This window comes from Sphingopyxis sp. 10G20-10 (genome assembly GCF_057365075.1).
The window spans coordinates 2,735,032-2,758,989 of sequence record NZ_CP195117.1 but is presented as its reverse complement, the minus strand read 5'-3'; the positions used below and the strand labels follow the sequence as shown (position 1 = coordinate 2,758,989).

General features: G+C 59.3%; 27 protein-coding genes. 11 read left to right on the top strand and 16 right to left on the bottom strand.

The window, feature by feature from the left end; translation table 11 throughout:
- Positions 1 to 96 precede the first annotated feature (96 nt).
- The 8 genes from ACR3XE_RS13465 to ACR3XE_RS13430 all read right to left on the bottom strand — a co-directional run bounded on the left by ACR3XE_RS13465 (position 97) and on the right by ACR3XE_RS13430 (position 10,419).
- Positions 97 to 1,410, bottom strand: coding sequence for a M20/M25/M40 family metallo-hydrolase (locus ACR3XE_RS13465; protein WP_473699692.1), 1,314 nt, complete (start codon positions 1,408 to 1,410; stop codon positions 97 to 99).
- A gap of 64 nt (positions 1,411 to 1,474) precedes the next feature.
- Positions 1,475 to 2,089 (bottom strand): flavodoxin family protein, encoded by a 615-nt coding sequence (locus ACR3XE_RS13460; protein ID WP_473699693.1) that lies wholly within the window; start codon positions 2,087 to 2,089, stop codon positions 1,475 to 1,477.
- A gap of 146 nt (positions 2,090 to 2,235) precedes the next feature.
- Entirely contained in the window at positions 2,236 to 3,648 is a 1,413-nt protein-coding gene (gene glnA / locus ACR3XE_RS13455; RefSeq protein WP_473699694.1) for a type I glutamate--ammonia ligase, read from the bottom strand.
- 88 nt (positions 3,649 to 3,736) lie between these two features.
- Positions 3,737 to 4,075 carry a P-II family nitrogen regulator gene (locus ACR3XE_RS13450; RefSeq protein ID WP_473699695.1) on the bottom strand — a complete coding sequence of 113 codons (339 nt, stop codon included), beginning with the start codon at positions 4,073 to 4,075 and terminating at the stop codon, positions 3,737 to 3,739.
- A 251-nt stretch (positions 4,076 to 4,326) separates the two neighbouring features.
- Positions 4,327 to 6,510: a PQQ-dependent dehydrogenase, methanol/ethanol family gene (locus ACR3XE_RS13445; protein WP_486186030.1), complete on the bottom strand. Its 2,184-nt coding sequence runs from the start codon at positions 6,508 to 6,510 to the stop codon at positions 4,327 to 4,329.
- A gap of 269 nt (positions 6,511 to 6,779) precedes the next feature.
- A complete protein-coding gene (gene map, locus ACR3XE_RS13440; protein ID WP_473699697.1) occupies positions 6,780 to 7,619 on the bottom strand; it encodes a type I methionyl aminopeptidase in 840 nt (279 codons plus the stop codon).
- A gap of 74 nt (positions 7,620 to 7,693) precedes the next feature.
- Positions 7,694 to 10,051, bottom strand: a complete 2,358-nt coding sequence (clpA, locus tag ACR3XE_RS13435) for an ATP-dependent Clp protease ATP-binding subunit ClpA (protein ID WP_486185803.1) — start codon at positions 10,049 to 10,051, stop codon at positions 7,694 to 7,696.
- 170 nt (positions 10,052 to 10,221) lie between these two features.
- Positions 10,222 to 10,419, bottom strand: coding sequence for a DUF1192 domain-containing protein (locus ACR3XE_RS13430; protein ID WP_473699698.1), 198 nt, complete (start codon positions 10,417 to 10,419; stop codon positions 10,222 to 10,224).
- A 95-nt stretch (positions 10,420 to 10,514) separates the two neighbouring features.
- Here ACR3XE_RS13430 and ACR3XE_RS13425 point away from each other — a divergent pair, with 95 nt between their 5' ends.
- The 6 genes from ACR3XE_RS13425 to ACR3XE_RS13400 all read left to right on the top strand — a co-directional run bounded on the left by ACR3XE_RS13425 (position 10,515) and on the right by ACR3XE_RS13400 (position 14,939).
- Entirely contained in the window at positions 10,515 to 11,492 is a 978-nt protein-coding gene (locus tag ACR3XE_RS13425; RefSeq protein ID WP_473700284.1) for an NAD(P)H-quinone oxidoreductase, read from the top strand.
- A 65-nt stretch (positions 11,493 to 11,557) separates the two neighbouring features.
- A complete protein-coding gene (locus tag ACR3XE_RS13420; protein WP_473699699.1) occupies positions 11,558 to 11,749 on the top strand; it encodes a hypothetical protein in 192 nt (63 codons plus the stop codon).
- Positions 11,746 to 12,060, top strand: coding sequence for a hypothetical protein (locus ACR3XE_RS13415; RefSeq protein WP_473699700.1), 315 nt, complete (start codon positions 11,746 to 11,748; stop codon positions 12,058 to 12,060). The genes ACR3XE_RS13420 and ACR3XE_RS13415 overlap by 4 nt, the downstream gene beginning before the upstream one ends.
- Positions 12,061 to 12,224: 164 nt before the next feature.
- The gene (locus ACR3XE_RS13410; protein WP_473699701.1) at positions 12,225 to 12,911 is read left to right on the top strand and encodes a phytanoyl-CoA dioxygenase family protein; all 687 of its coding nucleotides are present in this window, start codon (positions 12,225 to 12,227) and stop codon (positions 12,909 to 12,911) included.
- Positions 12,912 to 13,091: 180 nt separating this feature from the next.
- Positions 13,092 to 13,793 carry a cell cycle transcriptional regulator TrcR gene (locus ACR3XE_RS13405; RefSeq protein ID WP_473699702.1) on the top strand — a complete coding sequence of 234 codons (702 nt, stop codon included), beginning with the start codon at positions 13,092 to 13,094 and terminating at the stop codon, positions 13,791 to 13,793.
- A 9-nt stretch (positions 13,794 to 13,802) separates the two neighbouring features.
- Positions 13,803 to 14,939 carry an MBL fold metallo-hydrolase gene (locus ACR3XE_RS13400; RefSeq protein ID WP_486185802.1) on the top strand — a complete coding sequence of 379 codons (1,137 nt, stop codon included), beginning with the start codon at positions 13,803 to 13,805 and terminating at the stop codon, positions 14,937 to 14,939.
- A gap of 21 nt (positions 14,940 to 14,960) precedes the next feature.
- On the opposite strand, the gene ACR3XE_RS13395 is transcribed toward ACR3XE_RS13400, so the two are convergent.
- Positions 14,961 to 15,236 carry a hypothetical protein gene (locus ACR3XE_RS13395; protein WP_473699704.1) on the bottom strand — a complete coding sequence of 92 codons (276 nt, stop codon included), beginning with the start codon at positions 15,234 to 15,236 and terminating at the stop codon, positions 14,961 to 14,963.
- Between the two features lie 129 nt (positions 15,237 to 15,365).
- Here ACR3XE_RS13395 and ACR3XE_RS13390 point away from each other — a divergent pair, with 129 nt between their 5' ends.
- On the top strand, positions 15,366 to 16,286 hold the full coding sequence (locus tag ACR3XE_RS13390; RefSeq protein ID WP_486185801.1) for a DUF481 domain-containing protein: 921 nt from the start codon (positions 15,366 to 15,368) through the stop codon (positions 16,284 to 16,286).
- 35 nt (positions 16,287 to 16,321) lie between these two features.
- Here ACR3XE_RS13390 and ACR3XE_RS13385 read toward each other — a convergent pair whose 3' ends face one another.
- A complete protein-coding gene (locus ACR3XE_RS13385; protein WP_473699706.1) occupies positions 16,322 to 16,795 on the bottom strand; it encodes an SAM-dependent methyltransferase in 474 nt (157 codons plus the stop codon).
- 115 nt (positions 16,796 to 16,910) lie between these two features.
- Between ACR3XE_RS13385 and ACR3XE_RS13380 the strand changes: the two genes are divergently transcribed.
- Entirely contained in the window at positions 16,911 to 17,735 is an 825-nt protein-coding gene (locus ACR3XE_RS13380) for an SDR family NAD(P)-dependent oxidoreductase (protein ID WP_473699707.1), read from the top strand.
- Here ACR3XE_RS13380 and ACR3XE_RS13375 read toward each other — a convergent pair.
- The 6 genes from ACR3XE_RS13375 to ACR3XE_RS13350 form a co-directional block, all read right to left on the bottom strand.
- Positions 17,732 to 18,217 carry a hypothetical protein gene (locus tag ACR3XE_RS13375; RefSeq protein ID WP_473699708.1) on the bottom strand — a complete coding sequence of 162 codons (486 nt, stop codon included), beginning with the start codon at positions 18,215 to 18,217 and terminating at the stop codon, positions 17,732 to 17,734. The genes ACR3XE_RS13380 and ACR3XE_RS13375 overlap by 4 nt on opposite strands.
- Before the next feature lie 276 nt (positions 18,218 to 18,493).
- A complete protein-coding gene (locus ACR3XE_RS13370) occupies positions 18,494 to 20,017 on the bottom strand; it encodes a fumarate hydratase (protein WP_473699709.1) in 1,524 nt (507 codons plus the stop codon).
- A 68-nt stretch (positions 20,018 to 20,085) separates the two neighbouring features.
- A complete protein-coding gene (locus ACR3XE_RS13365; RefSeq protein ID WP_473699710.1) occupies positions 20,086 to 20,955 on the bottom strand; it encodes a hypothetical protein in 870 nt (289 codons plus the stop codon).
- 34 nt (positions 20,956 to 20,989) lie between these two features.
- Positions 20,990 to 21,454, bottom strand: a complete 465-nt coding sequence (locus ACR3XE_RS13360; protein ID WP_473699711.1) for a Fur family transcriptional regulator — start codon at positions 21,452 to 21,454, stop codon at positions 20,990 to 20,992.
- Positions 21,455 to 21,581: 127 nt separating this feature from the next.
- Positions 21,582 to 22,016: a MerC domain-containing protein gene (locus ACR3XE_RS13355; RefSeq protein ID WP_473699712.1), complete on the bottom strand. Its 435-nt coding sequence runs from the start codon at positions 22,014 to 22,016 to the stop codon at positions 21,582 to 21,584.
- A 157-nt stretch (positions 22,017 to 22,173) separates the two neighbouring features.
- Positions 22,174 to 22,629, bottom strand: a complete 456-nt coding sequence (locus tag ACR3XE_RS13350) for an RrF2 family transcriptional regulator (protein ID WP_473699713.1) — start codon at positions 22,627 to 22,629, stop codon at positions 22,174 to 22,176.
- An 85-nt stretch (positions 22,630 to 22,714) separates the two neighbouring features.
- Between ACR3XE_RS13350 and ACR3XE_RS13345 the strand changes: the two genes are divergently transcribed.
- Genes ACR3XE_RS13345 through ACR3XE_RS13335 form a run of 3 tightly spaced genes read left to right on the top strand, consistent with a single transcriptional unit; the run spans position 22,715 to position 23,947 of the window.
- Entirely contained in the window at positions 22,715 to 23,179 is a 465-nt protein-coding gene (locus ACR3XE_RS13345) for a group III truncated hemoglobin (protein ID WP_473699714.1), read from the top strand.
- The gene (locus ACR3XE_RS13340) at positions 23,172 to 23,615 is read left to right on the top strand and encodes a hypothetical protein (protein WP_473699715.1); all 444 of its coding nucleotides are present in this window, start codon (positions 23,172 to 23,174) and stop codon (positions 23,613 to 23,615) included. Before ACR3XE_RS13345 ends, ACR3XE_RS13340 begins: the two co-directional genes overlap by 8 nt.
- Entirely contained in the window at positions 23,615 to 23,947 is a 333-nt protein-coding gene (locus ACR3XE_RS13335) for a TehB-like domain-containing protein (RefSeq protein ID WP_486185800.1), read from the top strand. The genes ACR3XE_RS13340 and ACR3XE_RS13335 overlap by 1 nt, the downstream gene beginning before the upstream one ends.
- The last annotated feature ends 11 nt before the right edge of the window (positions 23,948 to 23,958 follow it).

Below are 23,958 nucleotides of genomic sequence, written 5' to 3'. Positions count from 1 at the left end.
TCTGTCTCCAATCGGCGGGTAAAAATACGTCTTCCATTGCTACCTAATGGTCACGACGAAGGAATCAAGCGCGTCAGTGCGCGAATAGTGCCGCGTTCAGCGCTTTTCGGCGGAAAGGCGTGACATCAAAATGGCTGCGCGCTTGGCCTGCCGAATCATGCTGTTCAGATCGACCGTTTCGCCGGGGGCGTGGTCCCCGAAACTATAAGGCCCCAGCCCCGCGAGTCCATCAACATCGGCGGCGACAAAGCTGATGTCGCCCGCGCCGCGCTTCAGCGGATCGAGCGCCGCCATTTCGGCCAGCCCCAGATCGCGGTTCACGGCATTGAGCTTGTCGAGCAGAGCGCGATTGCCGTCGGTCGGTGCCATCGCCGGATAGCCGCCCGGATCGAAGCTTAGTGTCGCGCTGGTTTCCGGCGCATGGTCAGCGACAATGGCGGCCATTTCCTTTTTCACCCGCTCGGCCTGTGCGGCCGACAAGGTGCGCATGTCGCCGCGCGCGACGGCTGTGGCGGCAATGATGTTGGTCTTGCCGTTGGCGGTCGCGCGAATGCCCCCGGCGTCAAGGGTGGCCTGTTGCCCGCCCGTGATCAGGCCGACGTTGAAGGTCAGGTTGGGCTCGGGCAATTCGTTGCGAAAGCGGGTGATGATCCGCGCCAGTTCATAGATTGCGCCATCGCCATATTCATCGTTGAAAATCAGCGAGCTATGCCCGGTCTTTCCAGTAGCAGTCAGCGTCCAGCTTTCCGAGCTGCGCCGTGCGATCGAGCCCATGTCGGCGCCATCGACGATGACCAGCCCTTCGAAATCAAGCGCAACATCGCTGCGCTTGCCTGCAGCGATTAGGTCTGCGCGGGCCTTTTCGATGGGATCGCCGGCGTCTTCTTCGTCGCCGGTCATGTGGATCTCGATATTGGCGTCTTTCAGCGTGCCGGCTGCCTGCATGGCGCGTAGCGCGCTGAGCATTACGACCATCCCGCCCTTGTCATCCGCAGCGCCCGGCCCCTCGGCAAAATCGCCCTTGAGGGTGAAGGTCTGAAAGGGGGAGTCGGGTTCGAACACTGTGTCGAGATGCGCGATGAGGAGCAGGCGCTTGGTACCGGGCTTGCCCTTGTGCGTGGCGATCAAATGGCCTGCACGTGCGGTTTCGGGCATCGGCTTCCACACCACATCGAATCCCAGCGGCTCCAGCTCGGCGCGCATCATCACACCGACCTTTTCAACTCCATCCAGATTCAGCGAGCCGCTGTTCTGGTTCACCAATTTCTCGAGCAGCGCGACCGCGCGCGGATGTTCGGCTTCGACGGTGCGATTGATCGTGGTTTCGACCTTGGACAGCCGCGCGTCGGCGGTGTGGGCGAGTGCCAGTTGGGCGGCGAACAACATCATGGCAAGCGAAAGGGGTTTCATGCGGGCAGGCTCCTGTCTGGACACCTGTTGTGCCGCCACGCCCGCGCCCGCGCAACCCCGTGCGTCAGCCCGGATAGGGTGCCTGCTTGAGCAAGCGTGCCAGATGAGCGGCGTTGCTGGCGACCATCTTGGCGGTTTCGGTTACTTTTCGAGGACGATGCTCCAGATCCTGAAAATCGACATGGTGCATTGCCTCGCCAACCCAATAACAGGCGCCAACAGCGGGGATGGTCCAACCCGTATCGTTGAGCGACTGGAACAACTGCGCCGTGACGTTATGGGCACCATCCTCGTTGCCGACAATCGCCGCGACCGCGACCTTGCCATAGCTGGGCATCCGTCCCTTATCGTCTGTCTCGCCCAAGAAGGCGTCCATCCGTTCGAGAACGAGCTTGGCCACCGAAGCGGCCTGACCCATCCAGATCGGGGTGCCAAAGATCAAGATGTCGGCGGCCAATATGCGCTTGCGAATGGCGGGCCAGTCGTCCCCCGCTCCCTCATCGGAGGACACGCCCCATTTGACATTGTGGGCAGCGATCCGGATTGTTTCGGTCAGCGTCACATCAAGATCGGCGAAATGTTCGGCGAGGACCGCGATCATGGCATCGGTTGACGATTTTCTGGTCGTCACTGCCTTGAGGGTGCAGTTGATGGCGATGGCGGACAGTGGGGTTGGCATGGAAAGCTCCTTTGCCCCATCAACGCATGGCGATGGCATCCGCTCCGTCACGGTGCCTCTATCCACCCCGGAAAGACCCTAAGTCGTCAACGAAAAAGGGCGCCCGGAAGGTTCCGGACGCCCCGGTTCGTGCAGCGATGGAAAAATCAGGCGCTGTAGTACATGTCGAATTCGACCGGGCTCGGCGCCATTTCCCAGGCGTAAACCTCTTCCCATTTCAGGGCGATATAGGCGTCAATCTGATCCTTGCTGAACACGTCACCTTTTAGCAGGAAGTCATGATCGGCGTTCAGGCTGTCGAGCGCTTCGCGCAAGGACGCGCACACCGTCGGTACTTCCTTCAACTCTTCGGGCGGAAGGTCATAGAGATTTTTGTCCATCGCCTCGCCGGGGTGAATCTTGTTCTGGATGCCGTCAAGCCCCGCCATCAGCAGCGCCGAATAGCAAAGATAGGGGTTTGCCATCGCGTCGGGGAAACGGAATTCGACGCGCTTTGCCTTGGCCCCCGCGCCATAGGGTATGCGGCACGAGGCCGAACGGTTACGGCTTGAATAAGCGAGCAGCACCGGAGCTTCAAAGCCGGGAACCAGCCGTTTGTAGCTGTTGGTTGCCGGGTTGGTAAAAGCGTTCAAAGCCTTGGCATGTTTGACCACGCCGCCGATGAAATAGAGGCACATGTCGGACAGACCCGCATAGCCGTTTCCGGCAAACAGCGGCTTGCCCTTTTCCCAGATCGACATGTGGGTGTGCATCCCCGATCCGTTGTCGTCCTTGACCGGCTTGGGCATGAAGGTCGCGGTCTTGCCATAGGCATGGGCGACCTGATGGACGACATATTTATAGATTTGCATACGGTCGGCGGTTTGGGTCAGTGTGCCAAAGGTCAGCCCCAGTTCGTGCTGTGCCGGAGCAACTTCATGGTGATGCTTGTCGCAGGGCAGGCCGAGTTCGAGCATGGTGGACACCATCTCCGCACGGATATCGACGGCGCTGTCGACCGGCGCGACAGGAAAATAGCCGCCCTTGATGCGCGGCCGGTGGCCCATGTTGCCGCCCTCATAGCGGCGGTCGGTGTTGGTCGGCAGTTCGATATCGTCGATTTCAAAGCTCGACTTGTTATAGCTGTTTTCAAAGCGAACATCGTCGAACATGAAGAATTCGGCTTCGGGGCCGACATAGATGGTATCGCCAATGCCCGACGACCCCAGATAGGCCTCGGCGCGCTTGGCGGTCGTGCGCGGGTCGCGCGAATAGCCTTCGCCGCTCGACGGCTCGATAATATCACAAAAGATGACGATCATCGGGGTGGCGGAAAAGGGGTCGTCATAAACGGCGTCGAGATCAGGCATCAGGATCATGTCGCTTTCATTGATCGCCTTCCAACCGGCAATCGACGACCCGTCGAACATCAAACCATCTTCCAGCGCGTCTTCGTCGATGACGCCAGCGCACATTGTCAGATGCTGCCATTTGCCCTTGGGATCGGTAAAGCGCAGATCGACCCATTCGATGTCATTCTCTTTGATGCGCGCGATAATGTCTTTGGGCTTCGTGGCCATCGGTGCTTCCTTTTTGTGACTATGGCCCGGATCGACCGGGGATGGTTAAACAGGGGAGGGTCGGCAATGCCGCCCGCAAATGTGGAGATTACAGGGCGTCCTCATTGCGTTCGCCGGTGCGGATGCGCAGCGCGGTTTCGACAGGAAGGACAAAGATTTTGCCGTCGCCGATGCGACCGGTTTGCGCGGCAGCGGCGATCGCTTCGACGACTCGTTCGGCCAGACCATCCTCGACGATGACCTCTAATTTCACCTTGGGCAGGAAATCGACAACATATTCGGCACCGCGATACAGCTCGGTATGGCCTTTTTGCCGACCAAAGCCCTTGGCCTCGGTCACGGTAATCCCGCTGACTCCGACTTCGTGCAGCGCCTCTTTCACTTCATCGAGCTTGAACGGCTTGATGATGGCTTCAATTTTTTTCACGCCTTGCTTCCCCCTTTTGGGCCGACTGCCGCTTGCGGATAAGGCCGGATCAGGCGGGCCTGGTCCGGTCATTCCGGGAGTCGGAGCGGTGTTCCGCCATGTTGCACCAATCAAAAGCCGTGCCAATTGCCGAATCGCGGGTTTCGGCGAAGTCTTTCGACATAAGATTGCGCCGCTGCCCAGAATATGGGCAACGACAGCTTTGCCCTGCCTTTTATTTAGGCAGGGTGGTCGCTCGGGTCGTCGCTGGACTAACGCCCGACCGGCGCCGTTGCGTCGGGCAGATTGGTCTTGGTCCAGTTCGAGCGTTCGATGACATATTGGCGGATCGCTTCGGCATCTTCGGGCTTCAGCACCTTGGCAAAGCTTACCATGCCGCGTTCTTTCAGCGCGCCATCAATGACCACAGATTTCCATGTGTCGGTATCCGAAAGGACAGCCGAAACGCGCAGGTCAGGGGTAAAGCCGTTGCCAATTGCGCTGTCGCCATGACAGACGAGGCAATAGCGCCCGAAATGTACCTTGCCCGCAGCAATCTGCGTCGGTGTGCCCGTCATCGCCGGCGGATTCCATGCAATTATGTTGTTCGCGGGTAGCGCTGGCAATGTCTGGTTGCCGTCCAGTTTCAGCACCACCAGCCGCGGAATATTGGGAACCTTGCGTGATGCGCCTCCGGCCACGCCCGCGACAAGCGGAAAGGCGCCGCCCTTGCTGGTCATGAAGGCAACATATTGCACGCCCTTGACTCTGAATGTCGATGGCGCGCTGACGATCCCCGATTGCATGTCGAGGTCGAGCAATTGTTTGCCGGTGTCGGCAGCATAGGCGCGGAACCGGCCGAGGCTGGTGCCCTGAAACACCAGATTGCCCGCAGTCGTCATCGTCCCGCCATTCCAGGCGGCGGGATAATCTACCGCCCAGGCAACCTTGCCCGCCTTTGGGTCAAAGGCGACGAGTCGGCCCGTGGTTGCGGCAATGGCGGCGCGGAATGCCGCCTTGTCATCGGGCATCATTGACGCCGAAAGCGACGCGCCGATGTTGAAACCCAGCACCTTACGCTTGTCGAGTTCGGTCATGTCCTGAATATAGGCCTGCGGGATTTGCTGTGCCGGAATATAAACAAGGCCGGTTTTCGGGTTATAGCTCATCGGGTGCCAGTTATGCGCACCCAGCGCCCCCGGAATGGCAATGAAGGGCTTGCCAGTCTTGTAAAAGCGCGCGTCGGGATTTTCGATCGGGCGTCCCGTCTTCATGTCATAGCCGGTGGCCCAGTTGATCCCGTCAACAAAGGGCTTGGCGTCGATCAGATGGCCGTCTGTACGGTCGATGGTAAAGAAGAAACCGTTTTTGGGTGCGTGATACAGCACTTTGGTCGGTTTACCGTCGACCTCTTGCTCGGCCAAAATGATCGGTTGGGTCGCCGTGTAATCCCAGCTTTCGCCCGGTGTTTCCTGGTAGTGCCATTTATAGGCACCGGTATCGGCATCGACCGCGACCACCGACGACAGGAACCAGTTATCGCCCTCGCCATTCGATCGCGTGCCATGGTTCCATGGATTGCCATTGCCGCCGCCGATGTAAATCTGGTCGAGATCCTTGTCATAGACGATGGCGTCCCATGCGGTGCCGCCGCCGCCTGACTTCGTCCATTCGCCGGTGTCGGACCATGTGGCGTTGCCCTTGGAGGCAAAGATGGCGTCGCTGGCGGCGCCATCTTTTTCCTTGTTCGGATTGGGCGCGAGATAAAAGCGCCAGACTTGCTTGCCGGTGTCGGCGTCATAGGCGGTGACATAGCCGCGCACGCCATATTCGGCGCCGCCGCTGCCGATCAGCACCATATTCTTGACCACGCGCGGCGCGCCGGTAATCGAATAGGGTTTGGTGGGATCGAAAGTCTGTGACGACCACAGCTCTTTGCCGGTCTTTTTGTCGAGCGCGATCAGCCTCCCGTCGAGAGTGCCGACGAAAACCTTGTCACCCCACACGGCGACCCCGCGATTGACGACGTCGCAGCACAGGTCGACCGCCTTGGTGCCGGGCACCTTGGGGTCAAAGCTCCACAATTTCTTGCCGGTTGCGGCGTCCCAGGCATCGACCTTGGACCAGGCATGGCTGACATAAAGCGTGCCATCGACGACGACGGGTGTAGCCTCTTGCCCGCGCGCATCGTCAAGGTCGGCGTACCAGGCGATGCCCAGCTTGCCGACATTGCCATCGTTGATGTCGGTCAGCGGGCTAAAGCGTTGCTCGTCATAGCTATAGCCGATACCCGCCCAGTCATCGCCATTGCCGCCGGTTTTGAGCAAGGTGGCGCTCGCCTGTTCGGCGGCGTCCATAGCGCCTGCGGTTGCGCTGTCATTTGTTGACGCATTACAGCCCGAAAGCATCAATGCCGCGCCGCCCAATAGCGCCGCCATGCCGACCTTTGTTCTCATCATCGCTCTCCCTCGACGCCTATGCTTGACGTTCGCGTCAAGACTGCGCCCGACGAAAGAGATTCGCAAGAAAAGATTTAGGGGGATAGCCCTATAATTATCCTACCCCCTTGATGGGGGGGGGCGCGAGACTTGCGAACTTGCTGACTAGTCGCAGCGGAGGGTAGCTTTGCGGCATCGTGCAAGGCTGAGACTTCACCCTCATCCAACTCCGCCTAATCGCTTCGCGACAAGGCTGCATATCCTTCTCCCATCAAGGGAGAAGGAGGTCATTGCCACGGCGGAGCGTTCAACCCTTTGGGACTGGCTGTAAAAATCTCCGCCCCCGCCTCGGTTATGCCGATGCTATGCTCGAATTGAGCCGACAGGCTACGGTCGCGGGTGACCGCGGTCCAGCCGTCGCTGAGCATTTTCACGGCATATTTTCCGGTGTTGATCATCGGTTCGATGGTAAAGAACATACCGGGCTTCAGTTCGGGTCCCGTGCTGGGGCGTCCGGCGTGGACAACCTCTGGCGCGTCGTGAAACATTTGGCCCACCCCATGCCCGCAAAAATCGCGGACGACTGAATAGCGATGTTTTTCGGCATGAGACTGAATGGCATGGGCGACATCGCCCATCTGGTTGCCGGGCTTGGCCTGTTCGATGCCGAGCATCAAACATTCATATGTCACATCAACTAGTCGCCGCGCCTTGATCGGGACTTCGCCGACCAGATACATGCGGCTGGTGTCGCCGTGCCAGCCGTCGATGATCGTCGTCACGTCGATATTGACGATATCGCCCTCACGCAGCGCTTTGGTATCGGGGATGCCGTGGCACACGACATGGTTGATGCTGGTGCAGCAACTGTGGGTGAAGCCGCGATAGCCCAGCGTTGCGGGAATTCCGCCGCCTTCGATCATCATCGTGCGGACGAGATCGTCAATTGCGGTGGTTGTCACCCCCGGCTGGACGAAGGGAACCAGAGCATCAAGGATTTCGGCCGACAGCCGTCCCGCTTTGCGCATTCCGGCAAAGCCTGCTTCATCGTGCAGCTTGATGGTGCCATCGCGAACCGCGACAGGCGAAGCCGCATCAGCGGCAGTGACTTGAGCGTAATTATACATGACGTCCCATATAAGGATGGGAGGAGAAAAAGGCGAGGGGGGTAAGCCCTCGCCCTGAAAGGCAGTTTCTTAACTTACTCTGCCGTCTTTTTTGCCTTGTCCGCCTTGGGCTTGGCCTTTGCTTTGCCCTTGGCACCTTTTGGCGGAGCGGAGACGATTTCAAAGGCGAGCGGATTGCCGACTTTGGCATCGTCACCTTTCTTCATCTTCACCTTGACCTCTCCGCCATGGACCAGTTTGCCGAACAGCAATTCCTCGGCCAGCGGCTGTTTGATCTTTTCCTGGATCAATCGGCCCATCGGGCGGGCGCCATAGAGTTTGTCATAGCCTTTGGTGGTCAGCCACTGACGCGCCGCATCGTCGAGCTGGATATGGACGTTGCGGTCTGCCAGTTGCAGTTCGAGCTCAAGAATGAACTTGTCCACCACCCGCGCCACCACGTCGGGGGGCAGATAGCCAAAGGGAACAATCGCATCTAGGCGGTTGCGGAACTCGGGTGTGAACAGGTTTTTCACCGCTTCTTCCTGCACGTCCTCGCGGTTGAGCTGGCCGAACCCGATGCCTTCACGCGCCATGTCGCTGGCACCGGCATTGGTGGTCATAATCAAAATGACATTGCGGAAATCGACCGTCTTGCCGTGATGGTCGGTGAGTTTGCCATGATCCATGATCTGCAACAAAATATTGAACAGGTCGGGATGCGCCTTTTCAATTTCGTCGAGCAACAGCACGCAATGCGGGTTTTGGTCGATAGCATCGGTCAACAGGCCGCCCTGATCATAGCCGACATAGCCCGGGGGCGCACCGATCAGGCGGGACACGCTGTGGCGCTCCATATATTCGCTCATGTCGAACCGCTGAAGCGGAATGCCCATAATGCTCGCGAGCTGCTTCGCCACTTCGGTCTTGCCGACGCCGGTGGGGCCGCTGAACAGATAATTACCAATCGGCTTTTCGGGGTCGCGAAGACCCGCGCGAGACAACTTGATTGCGCTGGCCAGCACTTCGATGGCGGTATTCTGGCCGAACACCACGCGCTTCAAATCTGTTTCGAGCGTTTCCAGCACGCGCTTGTCGTCCGACGATACCGATTTAGGCGGGATGCGCGCCATGGTGGCAATCACCGCTTCGATTTCCTTGGGGGTGATCGTCTTGCGCCGCTTTGATGGGGCGACCAGCATCTGCATCGCACCGACTTCGTCGATCACGTCAATCGCCTTGTCGGGTAATTTACGGTCGTTGATATACCGCGCCGACAATTCGACCGCCGCGTCAATCGCATCGGCGGTGTAACGCACCTGATGATGACTTTCGAATGCGCTGCGCAGACCGGCGAGGATTTTTTTGGTGTCCTCAAGGCTCGGCTCGACCACATCGATTTTCTGGAATCGGCGCAGCAGCGCGCGATCCTTTTCGAAATGGTTGCGGAATTCCTTGTAGGTCGTCGACCCGATGCAGCGGATGATGCCGCCCGACAAAGCGGGTTTCAGCAAGTTCGACGCATCCATCGCGCCGCCGCTGGTCGCGCCCGCGCCGATGACGGTGTGGATTTCGTCGATGAACAAAATCGCGTGCGGCAGGCCTTCCAGCTCGGTCACCACCGATTTCAGCCGCTCCTCGAAATCACCGCGATAGCGGGTGCCGGCAAGCAGCGCCCCCATGTCGAGCGAATAGATGACGGCGGGGCGCAGCACTTCGGGCACATCTTCTTCGATGATCTTGCGTGCCAGACCTTCGGCAATTGCGGTTTTGCCGACGCCGGGGTCGCCGACATAGAGCGGGTTATTTTTCGAGCGACGGCACAATATCTGGATCGTCCGGTCAACCTCTGCACCACGTCCGATCAGCGGATCGACGCGGCCGTTCTTCGCCTTTTCATTCAGGTTGACGGTGAACTGGTCGAGCGCGGTTTCCTTTTTGCCCTTGCCCTTGGCGTCGTCCTTGTCCTTGCCTTCTTCCTTGTCCTCAGGCTCGGCTTGCGGCGACGCTTTGCCGCCCTTGCCGACGCCGTGGCTGAGATAGGATACGGCATCGAGGCGTGTGATATCCTGCTGCTGAAGGAAATAGACGGCATAGCTTTCGCGTTCGGAAAATAGCGCGACGAGCACATTGGCGCCGGTCACTTCATCCTTGCCCGACGATTGGACGTGCAGGATAGCGCGCTGAACCACGCGCTGAAATCCGCTGGTGGGGCTGGGGTCGCTATTGCCTTCGACCTTCAAACTGTCGAGTTCACTGTCCAGATAATGGACGACCGCGCCTTGCAATTCGTCGAGCGCCACGCCGCAGGCGCGCATGACTTCGGCGGCGTGGTCGTCGTCGATCAGCGCGCTCAGCAGATGCTCCAGCGTCGCATATTCGTGATGACGGTCCGACGCGGCCTTCAGCGCGTTGTGCAGGGTCTTTTCGAGGCTTTCCGAAAAGGACGGCATAGGCTTTCTCCTAACGGGGCCGGAGAGGGAGAGCCCGGCCCACGCAAACAAGGTGGCGATGCCGCCGCCAGCCTGCAAGGGAAAAGCGGTCAGCGACCTAGAAATAGCAGGGTGAAGCTTGATTTATGGTTAACGACTGGTGAAAAAAGACCGTAGATTGAGCCAGTGCGCTAGCCCTTTTTGAACAATCCGTCGGCGATCGATTTGTGGCTTTTGGAAAAATCGATGCGCGCGCGCGTCCGTTCGATTTCACTTTCCAGCACCGCGATGCGATCATGCAGCTCGTCGACCGACAGCGGGTCGAGCGATTGTTTGGTCAGAATATCCAGCACATCGTCGCGGCGGCGTGGTTCGTCTGCGTCCATCATGGGCAGGATTGTTGACCGCAGCGCTACGCCTGTCAATAAGGGCGCACTTCAGCTTGGGGGGAAAGTTTTACGTGTTGGTCGCGCTACCCGAATCCATGACAGCCATTGCCATATCAGAGCCCGGTGGGCCCGATGTGCTCAAACCCGAAACGCGCCCCGTGCCCCAACCGGGCGCGGGAGAGGTTTTGATCCGTGTCGCCGCCGCCGGGGTCAATCGCCCCGATGTGCTGCAACGCATGGGATATTACCCGCCGCCGCCGGGAGCCTCCGACCTGCCGGGGCTGGAGATTGCGGGGACGGTGGTTGCGGTCGGACCGAGCGAAGATCCCGAACTGTTGGGGCAGGCGATGTGCGCGTTGGTCGCGGGGGGCGGCTATGCCGAATATGCGCTGGCGCCTGTGGGGAGCTGTTTGCCGGTTCCTGCGGGCTACTCGATGGCAGAGGCGGCGGCGCTGCCCGAAACCATGTTCACCGTGTGGCATAATTTGTTCGAGCGCGCGTGGGTTTGCGAAGGCGATACGGTGCTGGTGCATGGCGGCACCAGCGGCATCGGGACGACCGCAATCGGCCTGTGTAAGTTGTTTGATATCAAGGTGATCGTGACCTGCGGCAGCGCCGAAAAATGCGCTGCTGCGACGGCGCTGGGTGCCGACCTGGCGATTGATTATTCGCAGCAGGATTTTGTCGAGGAGGTCAAAAACTTTACCGGCGGCGCGGGGGTGACGGCGGTGATCGACATGGTCGGCGGCGATTATGTTCCGCGTAATATCGCCTGTCTGGCCGATGATGGGCGGCATGTCTCGATTGCGTTTCAGCGCGGGATGAAAGCCGAAATCAATGTGGGCGATGTGATGCGCCGCCGTTTGACGCTGACGGGGTCCACCCTGCGCGCCCGCAGTGCCAGTTTCAAAGCCGCGCTCGCCGACGAAATTTCCCGCAGTGTCTGGCCGATGCTGACCAAGGGCGAATGGAAACCCGCGATGGACCAGAGTTTCCCGCTTGCAGAAGCCAGTGCCGCCCACGCACGGATGGAGGCCGGCGAGCATGTGGGAAAGATTGTGCTGTTGGTCTGATATGCTTTCGCTCTTCTGGTGAGAATCCTCCGCTAGGATCCGCGCGACCATGAAGGAATCATCCGATGCTCAACTTTCTGCGACGACCAAAGGTTATCTTCGCGAGCCTGATTATCGCGATTGCGTTGGTTTTCGGTTTCTCGGTGTGGACGCCATCGACGGGCGGAGTCTTACTGGACCGCCTGTCATCGGTTGAGGATACGACGGCTTTGTTGGCGTCGATGACCGCGGCCCAGAAAAACAGTCATTCTGGATGACGCTGTTGCTCGATTACGCATTCCCACTGACGTATGGAGCCTTTTTTGCGGGTCTGGCGCTGCGGTTTCCGGGGCGCGTCGGGGTGGTTCTCGCCATTCCGGCCTTTCTGGTTTTTGGTGCCGACGTCATCGAGAATAGTGTGCAATTGCTGGCCCTGAAGGGCGTTGACGGGCTGTTGTTCACCAAGGAATTTCTGACCCCTGCGAAATTCTTTCTCTTCAACGTCGCCGCTGTGACCGCCTTGGCATCTTTGGTATGGATTGGCTTCAACATAGGCTATGCGAAGTTCAAGGGCGCGCGGCCGGTCTAAGCAGCGGATTTTGGACGCATGCACGGCCCGATAATTTGATTTGATGCAAGCGTAGAGGGTGCCGCAATGACTGCAAACGACCCACATTTTATCGTTTAAAGGCGAATTGAGGGTGCCTGAAACCAGACATTGCCCTGACGCGGTAAAGCGCCCTAGATAATGCTATGGACCACTCATCAGAAGTCCGCCGCCTAACCCTTGCAAAGGATGGCGCGGAACATTTTCATGCTGCTTCTTTGGCGGCACTCCCAGACATTCGAGCTGCGTTGCATGATCTTCCCACACAACAGGCTGGGGTCCGGATTCATGGCATCAAGCCGCTCACGCCGATATTGGCCCCCGAAGGTTCGATAGGCTCACTTGCATTAGAGTTTCTTGGGTCACGATGCCGCCCCGTGCGCGCGATCCTGTTCGACAAGAATGCAAAAACAAACTGGTCGCTGGCATGGCATCAGGATCGCACAATCTGCGTCAAACAACGAATTGAAGTTGAAGGTTACGGGCCTTGGACAAGGAAAGGGGGGATGCAGCATGTCGCGCCTCCATTCGAGCTGCTTACTCGCATGATAACGCTTCGAGTTCATCTCGACGATGTCCTTACAGGCAATTCACCGCTGTTGATCGCTCCCGGTTCCCATAAGTTCGGACGGGTGCCAGTTAGTGAGTACGATGAGGTGGTGCGCCAGTGCGGCACCTATTTCTGCTTCGCACATGCTGGTGACGTGTGGGTATATGCAACACCAATCTTGCATGCTTCCGAGGCTGCCAGCGTGATAAGACATCGTCGAGTTTTGCAAGTCGACTACTCGGCGGATGAACTCGACGGCGGATTGGAATGGCTCGGCGTATGATGACGGCTAATGACCATCCGTTGCTTAAATGCCGACAGACAGCTTCCCCCCATAGCATACATAAGACACAGTGACGGCCAGCAAGCCGCTTGCTCCTTTTGCCAAATGGGTCTACATCACACGCCAAATGGCCGCCCTGCGAGGGGCGGCCCTTTCTTTTCCGCTTGGAGACTTTTCGACATGGCTAACGCCCAAACCACGCCGTTGATGCCGCATGCGACCGCCGCCTGGCTGGTCGACAATACCGGCCTCACCTTTATTCAGATTGCCGAATATTGCGGTATCCATATTCTTGAAGTTCAGGCCATTGCCGACGAGACCGCAGCGACCAAATATACCGGCCGCGATCCGGTGCGCGCGCATGAGCTGAGCCAGGAAGAGATTGAAAAGGGTCAAAAAGACCCCGCCTATAAGCTGCAAATGACGCAGCAACTGCAGGACACGATCCGCCGCACCCGCGGCCCGCGCTATACGCCGGTCAGCAAGCGTCAGGACAAGCCCGACGGCATCGCCTGGATCCTCAAAAATCATCCCGAAGTGTCCGACGGCGCGATTGGCAAGTTGATCGGCACGACGCGCAACACGATCAACGCCATCCGCGAACGCAGTCATTGGAACAGCGCCAACATCGTTGCCAAGGACCCGGTAACGCTGGGTCTCTGTTCGCAGCGTGAACTCGACGCGCTGGTCGCTAAAGCCGCTAAAAAGGCCGGAATCAAGGCACCCGAGGATAACCGTTTCGAGGGCGACCGCGAAGCCTTGCTGACCGAGCTGCGGGCCGAGCGCACGGCTGCGAACGCTGCCGCTGCTGCCGAAGCCGCTTCGGCTGCCGCAGAGCTTGCCGAAGCCGAGGCCGTCGAGCCTGCGGGCGGGGAGGGTTAAACCCGCAGCATGTCGAACCCGCGTGTCAGCGCCGATGATGACGGCATTCCCGCGGCGTCGGGATCGCCCGACGCTTCGCTGACGCAGGACGATAGTTACACCGCAACCAGCCTCGCCGGACTGACCTATCCGTGGGGCGACGCCGCGCCCGCGACGGGTGAGACGATCCGCATTGCCGACGGGATCAGCTGGGCACGCATCCCGATGCCGGGCTCTCTTGGTCATATCAACAGCTGGCTGCTCGACGATTCGGATGGCGTGGCGGTGGTCGATACCGGCATCTGTCTGACCATCTGTTCGGACGAATGGAAGGCGCTTTATGCCGGTGCGCTTAAAGACCAACGGATCAGCCGCGTCATCGGCACCCATCTTCACCCCGATCATATCGGCCTCGCGGGCTGGATCGCGAAAAAGCATGGCGTAAAGCTGTGGATGACGCGCGGCGAAATGCTCACCGCGCGGATGATTGTCGCCGACGCCAGCGATACGGTGCCCGACGCGATGCTCGCCCAATCGCGTGCGGCGGGCTGGGACGATGCGGCAATCGAAGCAATGAAAGCGCGCGGCTGGGGAATGTTCGCGCGGATGATCTTTCCGCTCCCGTCCAGCTATGTGCGGATGAAAGACGGTGACCGGCTCGACATGGGCGCGCATAAATGGTGGGTCGTGGTCGGTTCGGGTCACAGCCCCGAACATGCCTGTCTGTGGAATGAGAAAGAGGGCGTGCTGGTATCGGGCGATCAGGTGTTGCCGCGGATCAGTTCAAATGTGTCGGTCAATATCACCGAACCCGACGCCGATCCGTTGGGCGAATGGCTGGCCTCGATCGACAAGCTGCTCACCGTTTTGCCGTCCGATCTTATCACCTGCCCCGCGCATGGCGAGCCGTTCAAGGGCTTGCACGTCCGATTGACGGCGCTGCGCGACGAGCACCGGATGCGGCTGTACAAGCTGGCAGTGGCGATTGCGGATAAGCCGCTGCGCGCGGTTGATTGCTTCTCGATGCTGTTCAACCGCCCTATTGCCGAGCATAATGCTGGTCTGGCAACCGGCGAGGCGCTGGCCCATCTGAAACGGCTGGAGGTTGAAGGCCGCGTCCGCCGTGAAGACCGTGACGGCGTGTGGTGGTATCACGGGGTGGCATAGGGGATGGTGACCGCCGAATGACTAACGCGGCCGGTTCATCACCCAGCTAAACGCCATCGCATTGAAAATCGTATAGAGGCCATAAAGCATCAGCGCCGCGAACCAGCCGCGCGTTGCCAGCGCCATCGCACCAACGAGCAACAGAAACTCAAAGACATAGGTTATGTGCGGCCCGGCCTTGCTGGTTAGCGGTTTGACCATCTGTTGAATCAGCGGGTCGTCGCTTTCCATAAAGGCGCGGTGCATCGCGAAATTGCCGATGCCGGCGCAAAAAATGGCGATAATGGCGATAATCATGCCCTACTATGTGGTGTTTTGTTGCCAGAAATGCCACCAGTAGCGCGAAATTTTGGTTCTAGGGACGGCGCCCCCACTGGCGCACCCGCCCGTTTGGGCATCTAGTCCTGCAAATAATAAGGGTTCCCCATGTTCGAAACTCTCCCCCGGCTTTCTGCCGCGTTGATTCTTGTCGCCGCGCAACCCGCTCATGCGGCGCTTCCCGCGCCGGTGCGGGCGATGATCGACGCTGCTATCGCCAGCGGTCAGGCCAAGGATGTCGAAACAGTGGCCAAATTGGCCAAGCTGACCAATCCTGACGACGAAGCCGAGATTGATGCGCTGCTGGCCGATTTTACTGCCGCGAAGGCACAAGCCGATGCCTCTGCCAAAGCCGAGGAGCGCGAACAGCTGGCGCAAGCTGGCTTGCTCGACAATTGGCACGGCGAGGGCCGGATCGGTGCGTCTCACAGCAGCGGCAACAGTAACAGCACAGGGGTCAGCGCGGGATTGGCGTTGGCGCGCAAAGGCGTCAACTGGACTTATAAATTCAGTGGGCGCGTCGATTATCAGCGCAGCAACGGTCGGACAACGACCGAGAAGTTTCTGGCCGAGGTGGAGCCTCAGTATCTCATTGACGACCGCACCTATGCCTTTGGATTGGGGCGGTGGGAGCGTGACCGGTTTCAGGGTTATTCTTCGCGCTGGTCGGCTTCGGGTGGATTGGGGCACAAGCTGTTCGATACCAAGAAACTGTTGCTTCACGTCAATGCCGGACCTGCATTGCGGGTGACGGAGTTCGTCGGCGGCGGCAGTACAAGTCAGTTACGCGCGCTCGCGGGAGTTGATTTTGCCTGGCAATTGTCGCCGCAACTGCGCTTTACCGAGAAAGCATCGACGCTGGCGGGACAGGGCAATACCACGATTAGCTCGCTCACAGCGCTGACTGCGAAATTTACGGACAAGTTTTCGGCGCGACTCGGTTATTCGGTCGACATCGACACTCGGCCGCCGCCGGGGGCTAGAAAAGCCGATAGCGTGTCGCGCTTCTCACTGGTCTATGGATTTTAATGGGCGAGGTTTGTGGAGAGCATCGGGCTTGGTGCTCATCCGTCTTTCTTCCAATATTCGCGCATCAGTTCGTGTGACCAGTCGGGCTGTCGCACGGCCTCGCGCGGCAGAAACTCCGCCATCATCGGCTTGATGTCGAGCACGGGTGTTCCGTCGATTGCGTCGAGACCCTCGACGGTCAGTGTCAGGCCGTCGACCGCGATGATGCGCACAGTGGTCAAGCCGATGCGATTGGGGCGGTTCTTGCCACGCTGAGCGAAAATACCGATGCGCGGCCAGTCGCTGCGATTGCGCGGATGGCGGGCGCCGGTTTCGATCTTGTTCAAAGGCACGCGATCAAACAGGAACAGGACCTCGGCATGGCTGAAACTGTCGAGGCCCAATAAGGCGTCAGAGGTAAAGCGGTCGGGGTCCAGCTCGATCATGGAGCGCGATGCGCCCCAGTCATCGTCAATCGCCTCGGCGCGCCCGCCGCGCACATGGCCGATGGGATGGAATGTGAAGGTCATGGCTTCGCCCCTTTGCTCGACCCTAGTGGCGCAGATCAGGCCCTGCCACAAGCGGCGCCGATTGACCCTTTGGTCCAATGCCGCCTAGGCTTGGTATTAAAAGGGAATCATCGCCATGGATTTTGCAGCCAAGACTTGCGTGATTACAGGCGGCGCAACCGGCATAGGTCTGGCGCTTGCCAAGAAAATCGGAACGGCTGGCGGGCGGTTGATTCTGTTCGAACCGCGCGAGGACCGGCTGCAAAAAGCGGTGGCCGAGCTGACCGCGGCGGGCATCGATGCACGCTTTTTTGTCGGTGATGTCACCGATCCGGCGTCGGTCGAGGCGCTTGCCGATTTTGCATGGACCGAAAATGGCCGCGCCGACATCATCATCAACAATGCCGGGGCCAGCGGCGGGCGGTTATCTGTGCTCGATATGGATATGGACGCAGCGCGCGCCATGTATGAGGTCAATTTCTGGGGCGTCTGGAATGGCATCCGCATCTTTGGTCGGCGCTTTCGTGATGATGGCCTGCCGTCAGCCATCTATGTCACCGCATCCGAAAACAGTCTGTTTAACGCACTGCCGCGTTCGGGCGGTGCTTATGTGGCGAGCAAGCACGCCGTGCTTGGCATGATGGATGTGCTGCGCCGCGAGGCTCCGGCGAATATCGAGCTGGGGGTGATCATTCCCGGCTGGGTTCGTACCGAACTGGCGGGTGATGCCGACAACGGGCCGATGGACGCCGATGATTTCGCCGCGCGCATTTTCCCCCAGATGCAGGCGGGCGCCTATTATCTGGTCAGCCACCCCTATAATGTCGTGCGAATGGAGGAACGGTGGCGTGAGGTCTATGCCGCCTTTGCCCAATATGCCCCACGTGAACCGGGCGACGATGTCAGCGATGTGCAGCTGTGGTTCGAACGGATGCGCGCGGCGCGAAAGGATGGGGTCTAGGGAATCGGCCGCACGTCGAGTTCGCGGCGCAGGAATGCCATAATCTTGTCGGCATCGCCGTCGGTATCGGGCGCAAGTCGAAAGACCATTATGCCTATCACCGCCATCACAATTGGTGTCCCTGCGAACATCAGCCCAAAGAGCCGCGCGCCGGGAATAAACATCATTGCAAAGACGCCGAACAGAATGAATATCGACAGGAATCCGAACCAGATCAGCGGGAAATATTTGGCCATCGGTGACGGCCCCAGATTGCCTGTGATCCGCGTTCCGCCCTCATATTCTTCCATTTCGGCCTTCAGCGCCGGAGCGGTGCTGTCGCGAAAGTTGCGCCGCACATAGCGCAGCTGCATGTCATGTTGCGTGCCCCCGCCATATACCCGCGCCTTGGCGTCAGGCATGTCATCATCCATAATCGCCTTCAGCTTACTCGCAATTTCCGTCGGCGACAGCGGTGAATAAAGGTCGATGGGCTGTTTCATCGCTGCGGTTCCCCCTCCCGTTCGCGCTGAGCTTGTCGAAGCGCCGTTCTCTTCGCTCGCCCTTGTATTTGCAGGAAGAACGGTCCTTCGACAAGCTCAGGACGAACGGAAACGGGTGTGGGTTAGGCTAGATGTGTCGTTACAACAGAAAATCGCACACAGTCGTCAACAACCTGTCATTCCGGTTAAGGCCGGAATCTCTACGGTGCCGTTGTGTGATGCCAAGGCGGAGAGACCCCGGCCTTCGCCGGGGTGACGGTAGAACTATGGGTCGCCTCACACCTTTTCCAGCAATCCCTCTTCCCTGATCCGTTTCTGCCACAGAGCTGGCGCGTTGACGTGGACGTTCTGGCCCTTGCTGTCGACCGCGACGGTGACGGGAAAGTCCTGCACTTCAAACTCGTAAATGGCTTCCATGCCCAGATCGGCAAAGCCGACCACTTCGCTGCCCTTGATCGCGCGGGAAACGAGATAGGCCGCGCCGCCGACCGCCATCAAATAGGCGCTTTCATGTTTGGCGATGGCCTGGGTAGCGGCGGGACCGCGTTCGGCTTTGCCGACGCAGGCGAGCAGGCCCTGGTTCAGCATCATGTCCATGAACTGGTCCATGCGCGTCGCGGTGGTCGGGCCGGCGGGACCGACGACTTCTTCGCCCACCGGATCGACAGGACCGACATAATAGATAACGCGGCCCTTGAAACTGACGGGCAGTTCCTCGCCTTTCGCCAGCATGTCGGCAATCCGCTTATGCGCCGCGTCGCGGCCGGTGAGCATCTTGCCGTTGAGCAAAATCCGGTCGCCCTGTTCCCAGCTCGCGACGATTTCAGGGGTCAGCGTATCAAGATCGACGCGCTTTGCCGCCTTGTCGGGTGTCCAGTCAATCTCTGGATAGTCGGCGAGCTTGGGCGGCTCCAGATAGGCGGGGCCGCTGCCGTCGAGGGTGACATGCGCGTGGCGCGTCGCGGCGCAATTGGGGATCATCGCGATGGGTTTGGACGCGGCATGGGTTGGCCAGTCCAAAATCTTGACGTCGAGAATGGTTGAAAGTCCGCCCAGACCCTGCGCGCCTATGCCCAGCGCATTGACCTTTTCATAGAGTTCAATCCGCAATTCCTCGATCGGCGAAGATGGCCCGCGCGCCAGCAATTCGGTCATGTCGATCGGGTCCATCAGCGATTGTTTGGCGAGCAACATCGCTTTTTCCGCCGTGCCGCCGATGCCGATGCCCAGCATCCCCGGCGGGCACCAGCCAGCGCCCATTTGCGGGACGGTATCGAGCACCCAGTCGATGATGCTGTCCGACGGGTTGAGCATCTTGAACTTCGACTTATTCTCGCTCCCGCCGCCCTTGGCCGCGACGTCAATGTGGATTTTGTTGCCCGGCACCATTTCGACATTCATCACCGACGGCGTGTTGTCCTTTGTGTTGACGCGGCTGAACGCCGGATCGGCGAGGATCGAGGCGCGCAGCTTGTTATCGGGGTGCAGATAGGCGCGGCGGACCCCTTCATCGACCACCTGTTGCAGGCTGCGGGGGCTGTCCAGCTTGCAGTCCATGCCCCATTTGATGAAGATGGTGACGATGCCCGTGTCCTGACAGATCGGGCGATGCCCCTCGGCGCACATCCGGCTGTTCGACAGGATTTGTGCCATCGCGTCCTTGGCGGCGGGCGATACTTCGCGTTCATAGGCGGCACCCAGCGCGCGGATATAATCCATCGGGTGAAAATAGCTGATGTACTGAAGCGCGTCGGCGACGGTTTCGATGAGGTCGTCTTCGCGGATGGTGACTTGGGACATGATGGGCCTTTCCCCCTGGGGTCGTATGCAGTGAGTCCTAGACCGCCCGACGCGTGACGAAAAGGGGGTTAGGGTTTGCCGTCTATTCCGCGCCGGCCAAAAGCTTGAGTGCGAGGTGGGGGTGGCGCAGGTGCCGATGTATCAGAATTCGCCGCGCGGTGCGGAATCAGCATCGGGTTGAACTGCACCAGCGGCATTTTTCGGACCAGTGCAGACCAGCTGCCGATTGCAGCCATGCCGAACAGCGCCAGCCAGCCAAATCCTGTCGCAACGGTCAGCGTCCAGCCAAAGGCGGCGGGTGCGATGAGGGCCATGACGGTGGCAAAACAGGGGATGATGATCATTATTCCGAGTGCGCGCCAGCCGCGTGGCATCTGCATCAGCGTTGTGCCGATGGCGACGTTGGTAGCAGCCAGCAACAGGAATTTGGCCATTACCGGCACGGGCAGGCTGCTCATCGAAGGCGAATAATCGCCAAGGGTGAAGGCGGTCTGGATGTCGAACAGGAGCCAGTTTTCATAGCCGTCGCAAAGCGCCGCGATGATAGGCAATGCCACCGCGGCCAGCGCAATGCGCGACCGGACATCTCTCCACAAGGCCATGCACCCGCTCGCCAGAAAGCCGGCATAAAGCAGCATGAACCCATAATCCTGCTCATTGCCCGCCCGCATGGCGCGCAGTCTTGCCAGCTGCAATGGGTCATCGACCGAGCCAAAGACGGACAGCAGATCGCCCTGATTGCGAACAAATTCAAAGGCGATGACTGGCGGCCCATAACCGGGCGGGATAGCCGCGCCGCTCGGCGGAAAAATAGTGTTGAGGAACAGGCTGAAGGCCAAAGTGGCAAAGCCCAACAGGAAGGTGGCTATCCACCAGCGCGTCGGCGCCGAAGGCCGGGAGCGCTGTCCCTCGATCCAATGGTTCAGCGTTGCGATCATAGGTTGAACGTGACTGGCCCTATAAGTTGCGCCGTCACTGGCAGTCCGAACAGCGCCCGCGGACTTCGATGACCGGGCGTTCAGCAGAAAATCCGGTCGCCTCGGCGGCAGCGCGGACACCGCTCGACAGGCTGTCGTTATCGACATGAACCGCCGACCCACAATTGTCGCAGATCAGAAAAATGCAATCATGCAAACATCCCGGATGGCTGTTGGCGACAAAGGCATTGGCGCTTTCGAGACGGCGGACCAGATTATTGGCCACGAACAGGTCGAGGATGCGGTAAACGCTATTGGGCGCGACACGCTTCCCGCGTTTTTGCGAAACAATGTCGGCGATTTCATAGGCGCTGGCGGGCTTGCCAATCGCGGCAACGGCATCGAAAATTGCCGCGCGCATATCAGTCCACGCTTCGCCGCCCGCTTCTAGTGCGGTTTGCGCAGCCTCGGCCAGCGGCGCGCCGCTGGCTTCGACATGTGGATGATCATGTTTGCCCATGGCATTTCCTTTACGCGCAATGGCGCGCCATCAACGGTCAGGCGCGAAAGCGCACCTTTTCCTGTATCTCCCCATTTAGGCTTTTTGCTGCACACCCGCAAGCGGAAGGGCGGCTAAGGGCTAACCCCTAATGCGTGGCGCGACGGTTAAGATCATGGCCCAGCGCGACAATGGCGACACCGATCATCGTTGCCAGCGCTTCGTTGCCGCCATGCGGGAGCGAAAGGGCGCCGCCCATCATGCCCAGGCCAAAGCTGCCGACGGCAAAGGGCATCATATAGCCATGGCTGAGCACTCCCGCGACAAGCGTCACCAGCGCAAAGCCGATCGCGACGACCAGCCCGATTTCATGGAACAGCGGATTGATCAATAGCCCGCCGACCGAGGCGAGCGAGGCAAATAATATGGTGCTGGCCAGACAATGGACCAGACACAATCCCGACAGACCCATCGCGAGCTGATCGCCGGATAAAGGCGTCAGCGGCCCCTTGGATTCGCGCGCAGCCCTATAGATCGCACCGAGGCGCGACAATAAAAAGGCAAGGCTGGCGACTTGGGTCACCCGAATCTCCGGAAAAACGCTTGATGTCTACGATATGGCATAACATCACCAAGGTTACAATATAACATTGCCGTGTCGCGCAAAATAAGTGGGGCGAGTTAACGTGCCAGCGGGCAGCCTGAATGGGGCTGGTCCGACCTTGACGATAAAAGGGAAATCAGCCGCTGCTGTTCGCGCTTTCGGTGGGAATGGCCAGTCGTCGTGCGAATCCGTGCGGATCGGGGGTCAAATCGGCGAGTGTAAAGCTGTCGAGTCGAGCCAGAAAATCCCCAACTGCGAGCGACAGCGCCGATTGCAGGCCACATGCATCAGCGACGACGCACTGGTTTGTTGCCTTGTCGAAACATTCGACAAAAGTGTCGAGCGATTCGATGTCACGGATGACGGCGCCGACATTGATGTCCTTTGGCTCGCGCGCCAGCGTCAGGCCGCCACCACGGCCGCGCCGCGCGATGACATAGCCCAATTCGGCCAGACGCCCCGCCACTTTCATCAGATGATGCCGCGAAATGCCATAGGCTCGTGCAATCTCGTCGACGGCCACCACGTCGCCGCGGGCGGCGAGCATCATCAGCGTTCGCATCGCATAATCGGATTGAAGGGTTAGTCGCATTTAAGTTGCATATGGGATATTGCTTTTAATTGCAAAGCCGATTAAGAAGCATACTATATACCACTTATAGCATAGGCGCATCATCATGACCGTCACCCCCCATGCCGCCGAGGCGCGCAAGAGCAAACGAGAAACTGCCGAAGCGATGCAGATTGACCCCGGCTTTATCCGCCACATGGTCGAGCAATTTTACGCCAAAATCCGTGAGGATGATCGGCTGGGGCCGATTTTCGCGGCGCGGATCGAGGGTTGGGATACCCATCTTGACCGCATGACCGCCTTTTGGAGTTCGGTCCTGCATGAAAGCGGAGGGTTTCGCGGCAATCCGATGGTCAAACATATCGCGATTCCTGGGATCGAACGCGATGATTTTATGCACTGGCTGACCCTGTTCAACGCCACGCTCGACGAGATCGAACGCGATCCGCAAGCGACGGATCTGATCGCGGGTCGCGCCCGGATGATCGCCGACAGCCTGCTTACCGGCATCCGCATCCACCGCGATGGACGCAGCGATATGCAAGCCATGAAAGGATTGGCCGATGCTTGATGAAACGAACATGTATGCGGCGGTCGAGGCGCCGTCTCCTATCAATTTGCACCCGCTCGATCCCGAAAACCGGCCTGTACCCGCGCATCCCGAAAGCAATGACACCCAGATCCCAGGGCATATCTGGCGGATCATGTTCATCTGCTATGGTATATTCTTCGCAGGTCTTCTTGCCGCCACCGGTCGCGGAACCGAAGCGATTTTCCTGATCAGCATCTGCATCGGCTATACGGTCATCTTCTTTGGACTGGGGGCTATTCTGATTGGCCTCGATGGAAAGGAGCATCGCCCGCCAGCGCCCGGCCAGAATTGTGAGCTGGAAACCTGGGGTGGCTCCATGTCGCCGACCGCTGTTGCCGGGCAAATCCTTACGATCCCGATTTGTTTCGCCCTTTTCGGTATCGCGCTTGTGGGGATTCGTGCATGGGTGGGGTGATGATCGAACCGGCCGACTCTACGCCTCTGGACCTTCCCGAAGACTGCAATGCCTATCGCAGCCTCGGCCCCTTTACGGCGGAAACAGTACCGGCCGGATTGAAAAAAGCGCATTCGCTCAAGGCTGGATGTTGGGGCGTTTTGAAGGTCGAGGACGGCGCGGTCAACTTTGTCTGGGAAGATGCCGAAGAGGGGGGTGCGACCCGGTTGCAGGCAGGCGACAGCATCTTGATACCGCCTGGTCGGCTGCATCATCTGGAACTGGACGGTGCCGTCACCCTCGGGGTCACATTTTACCAACGCACTGTCTGGTCGCGTCGCGCTCCGCAATAAGCGATCCGGGC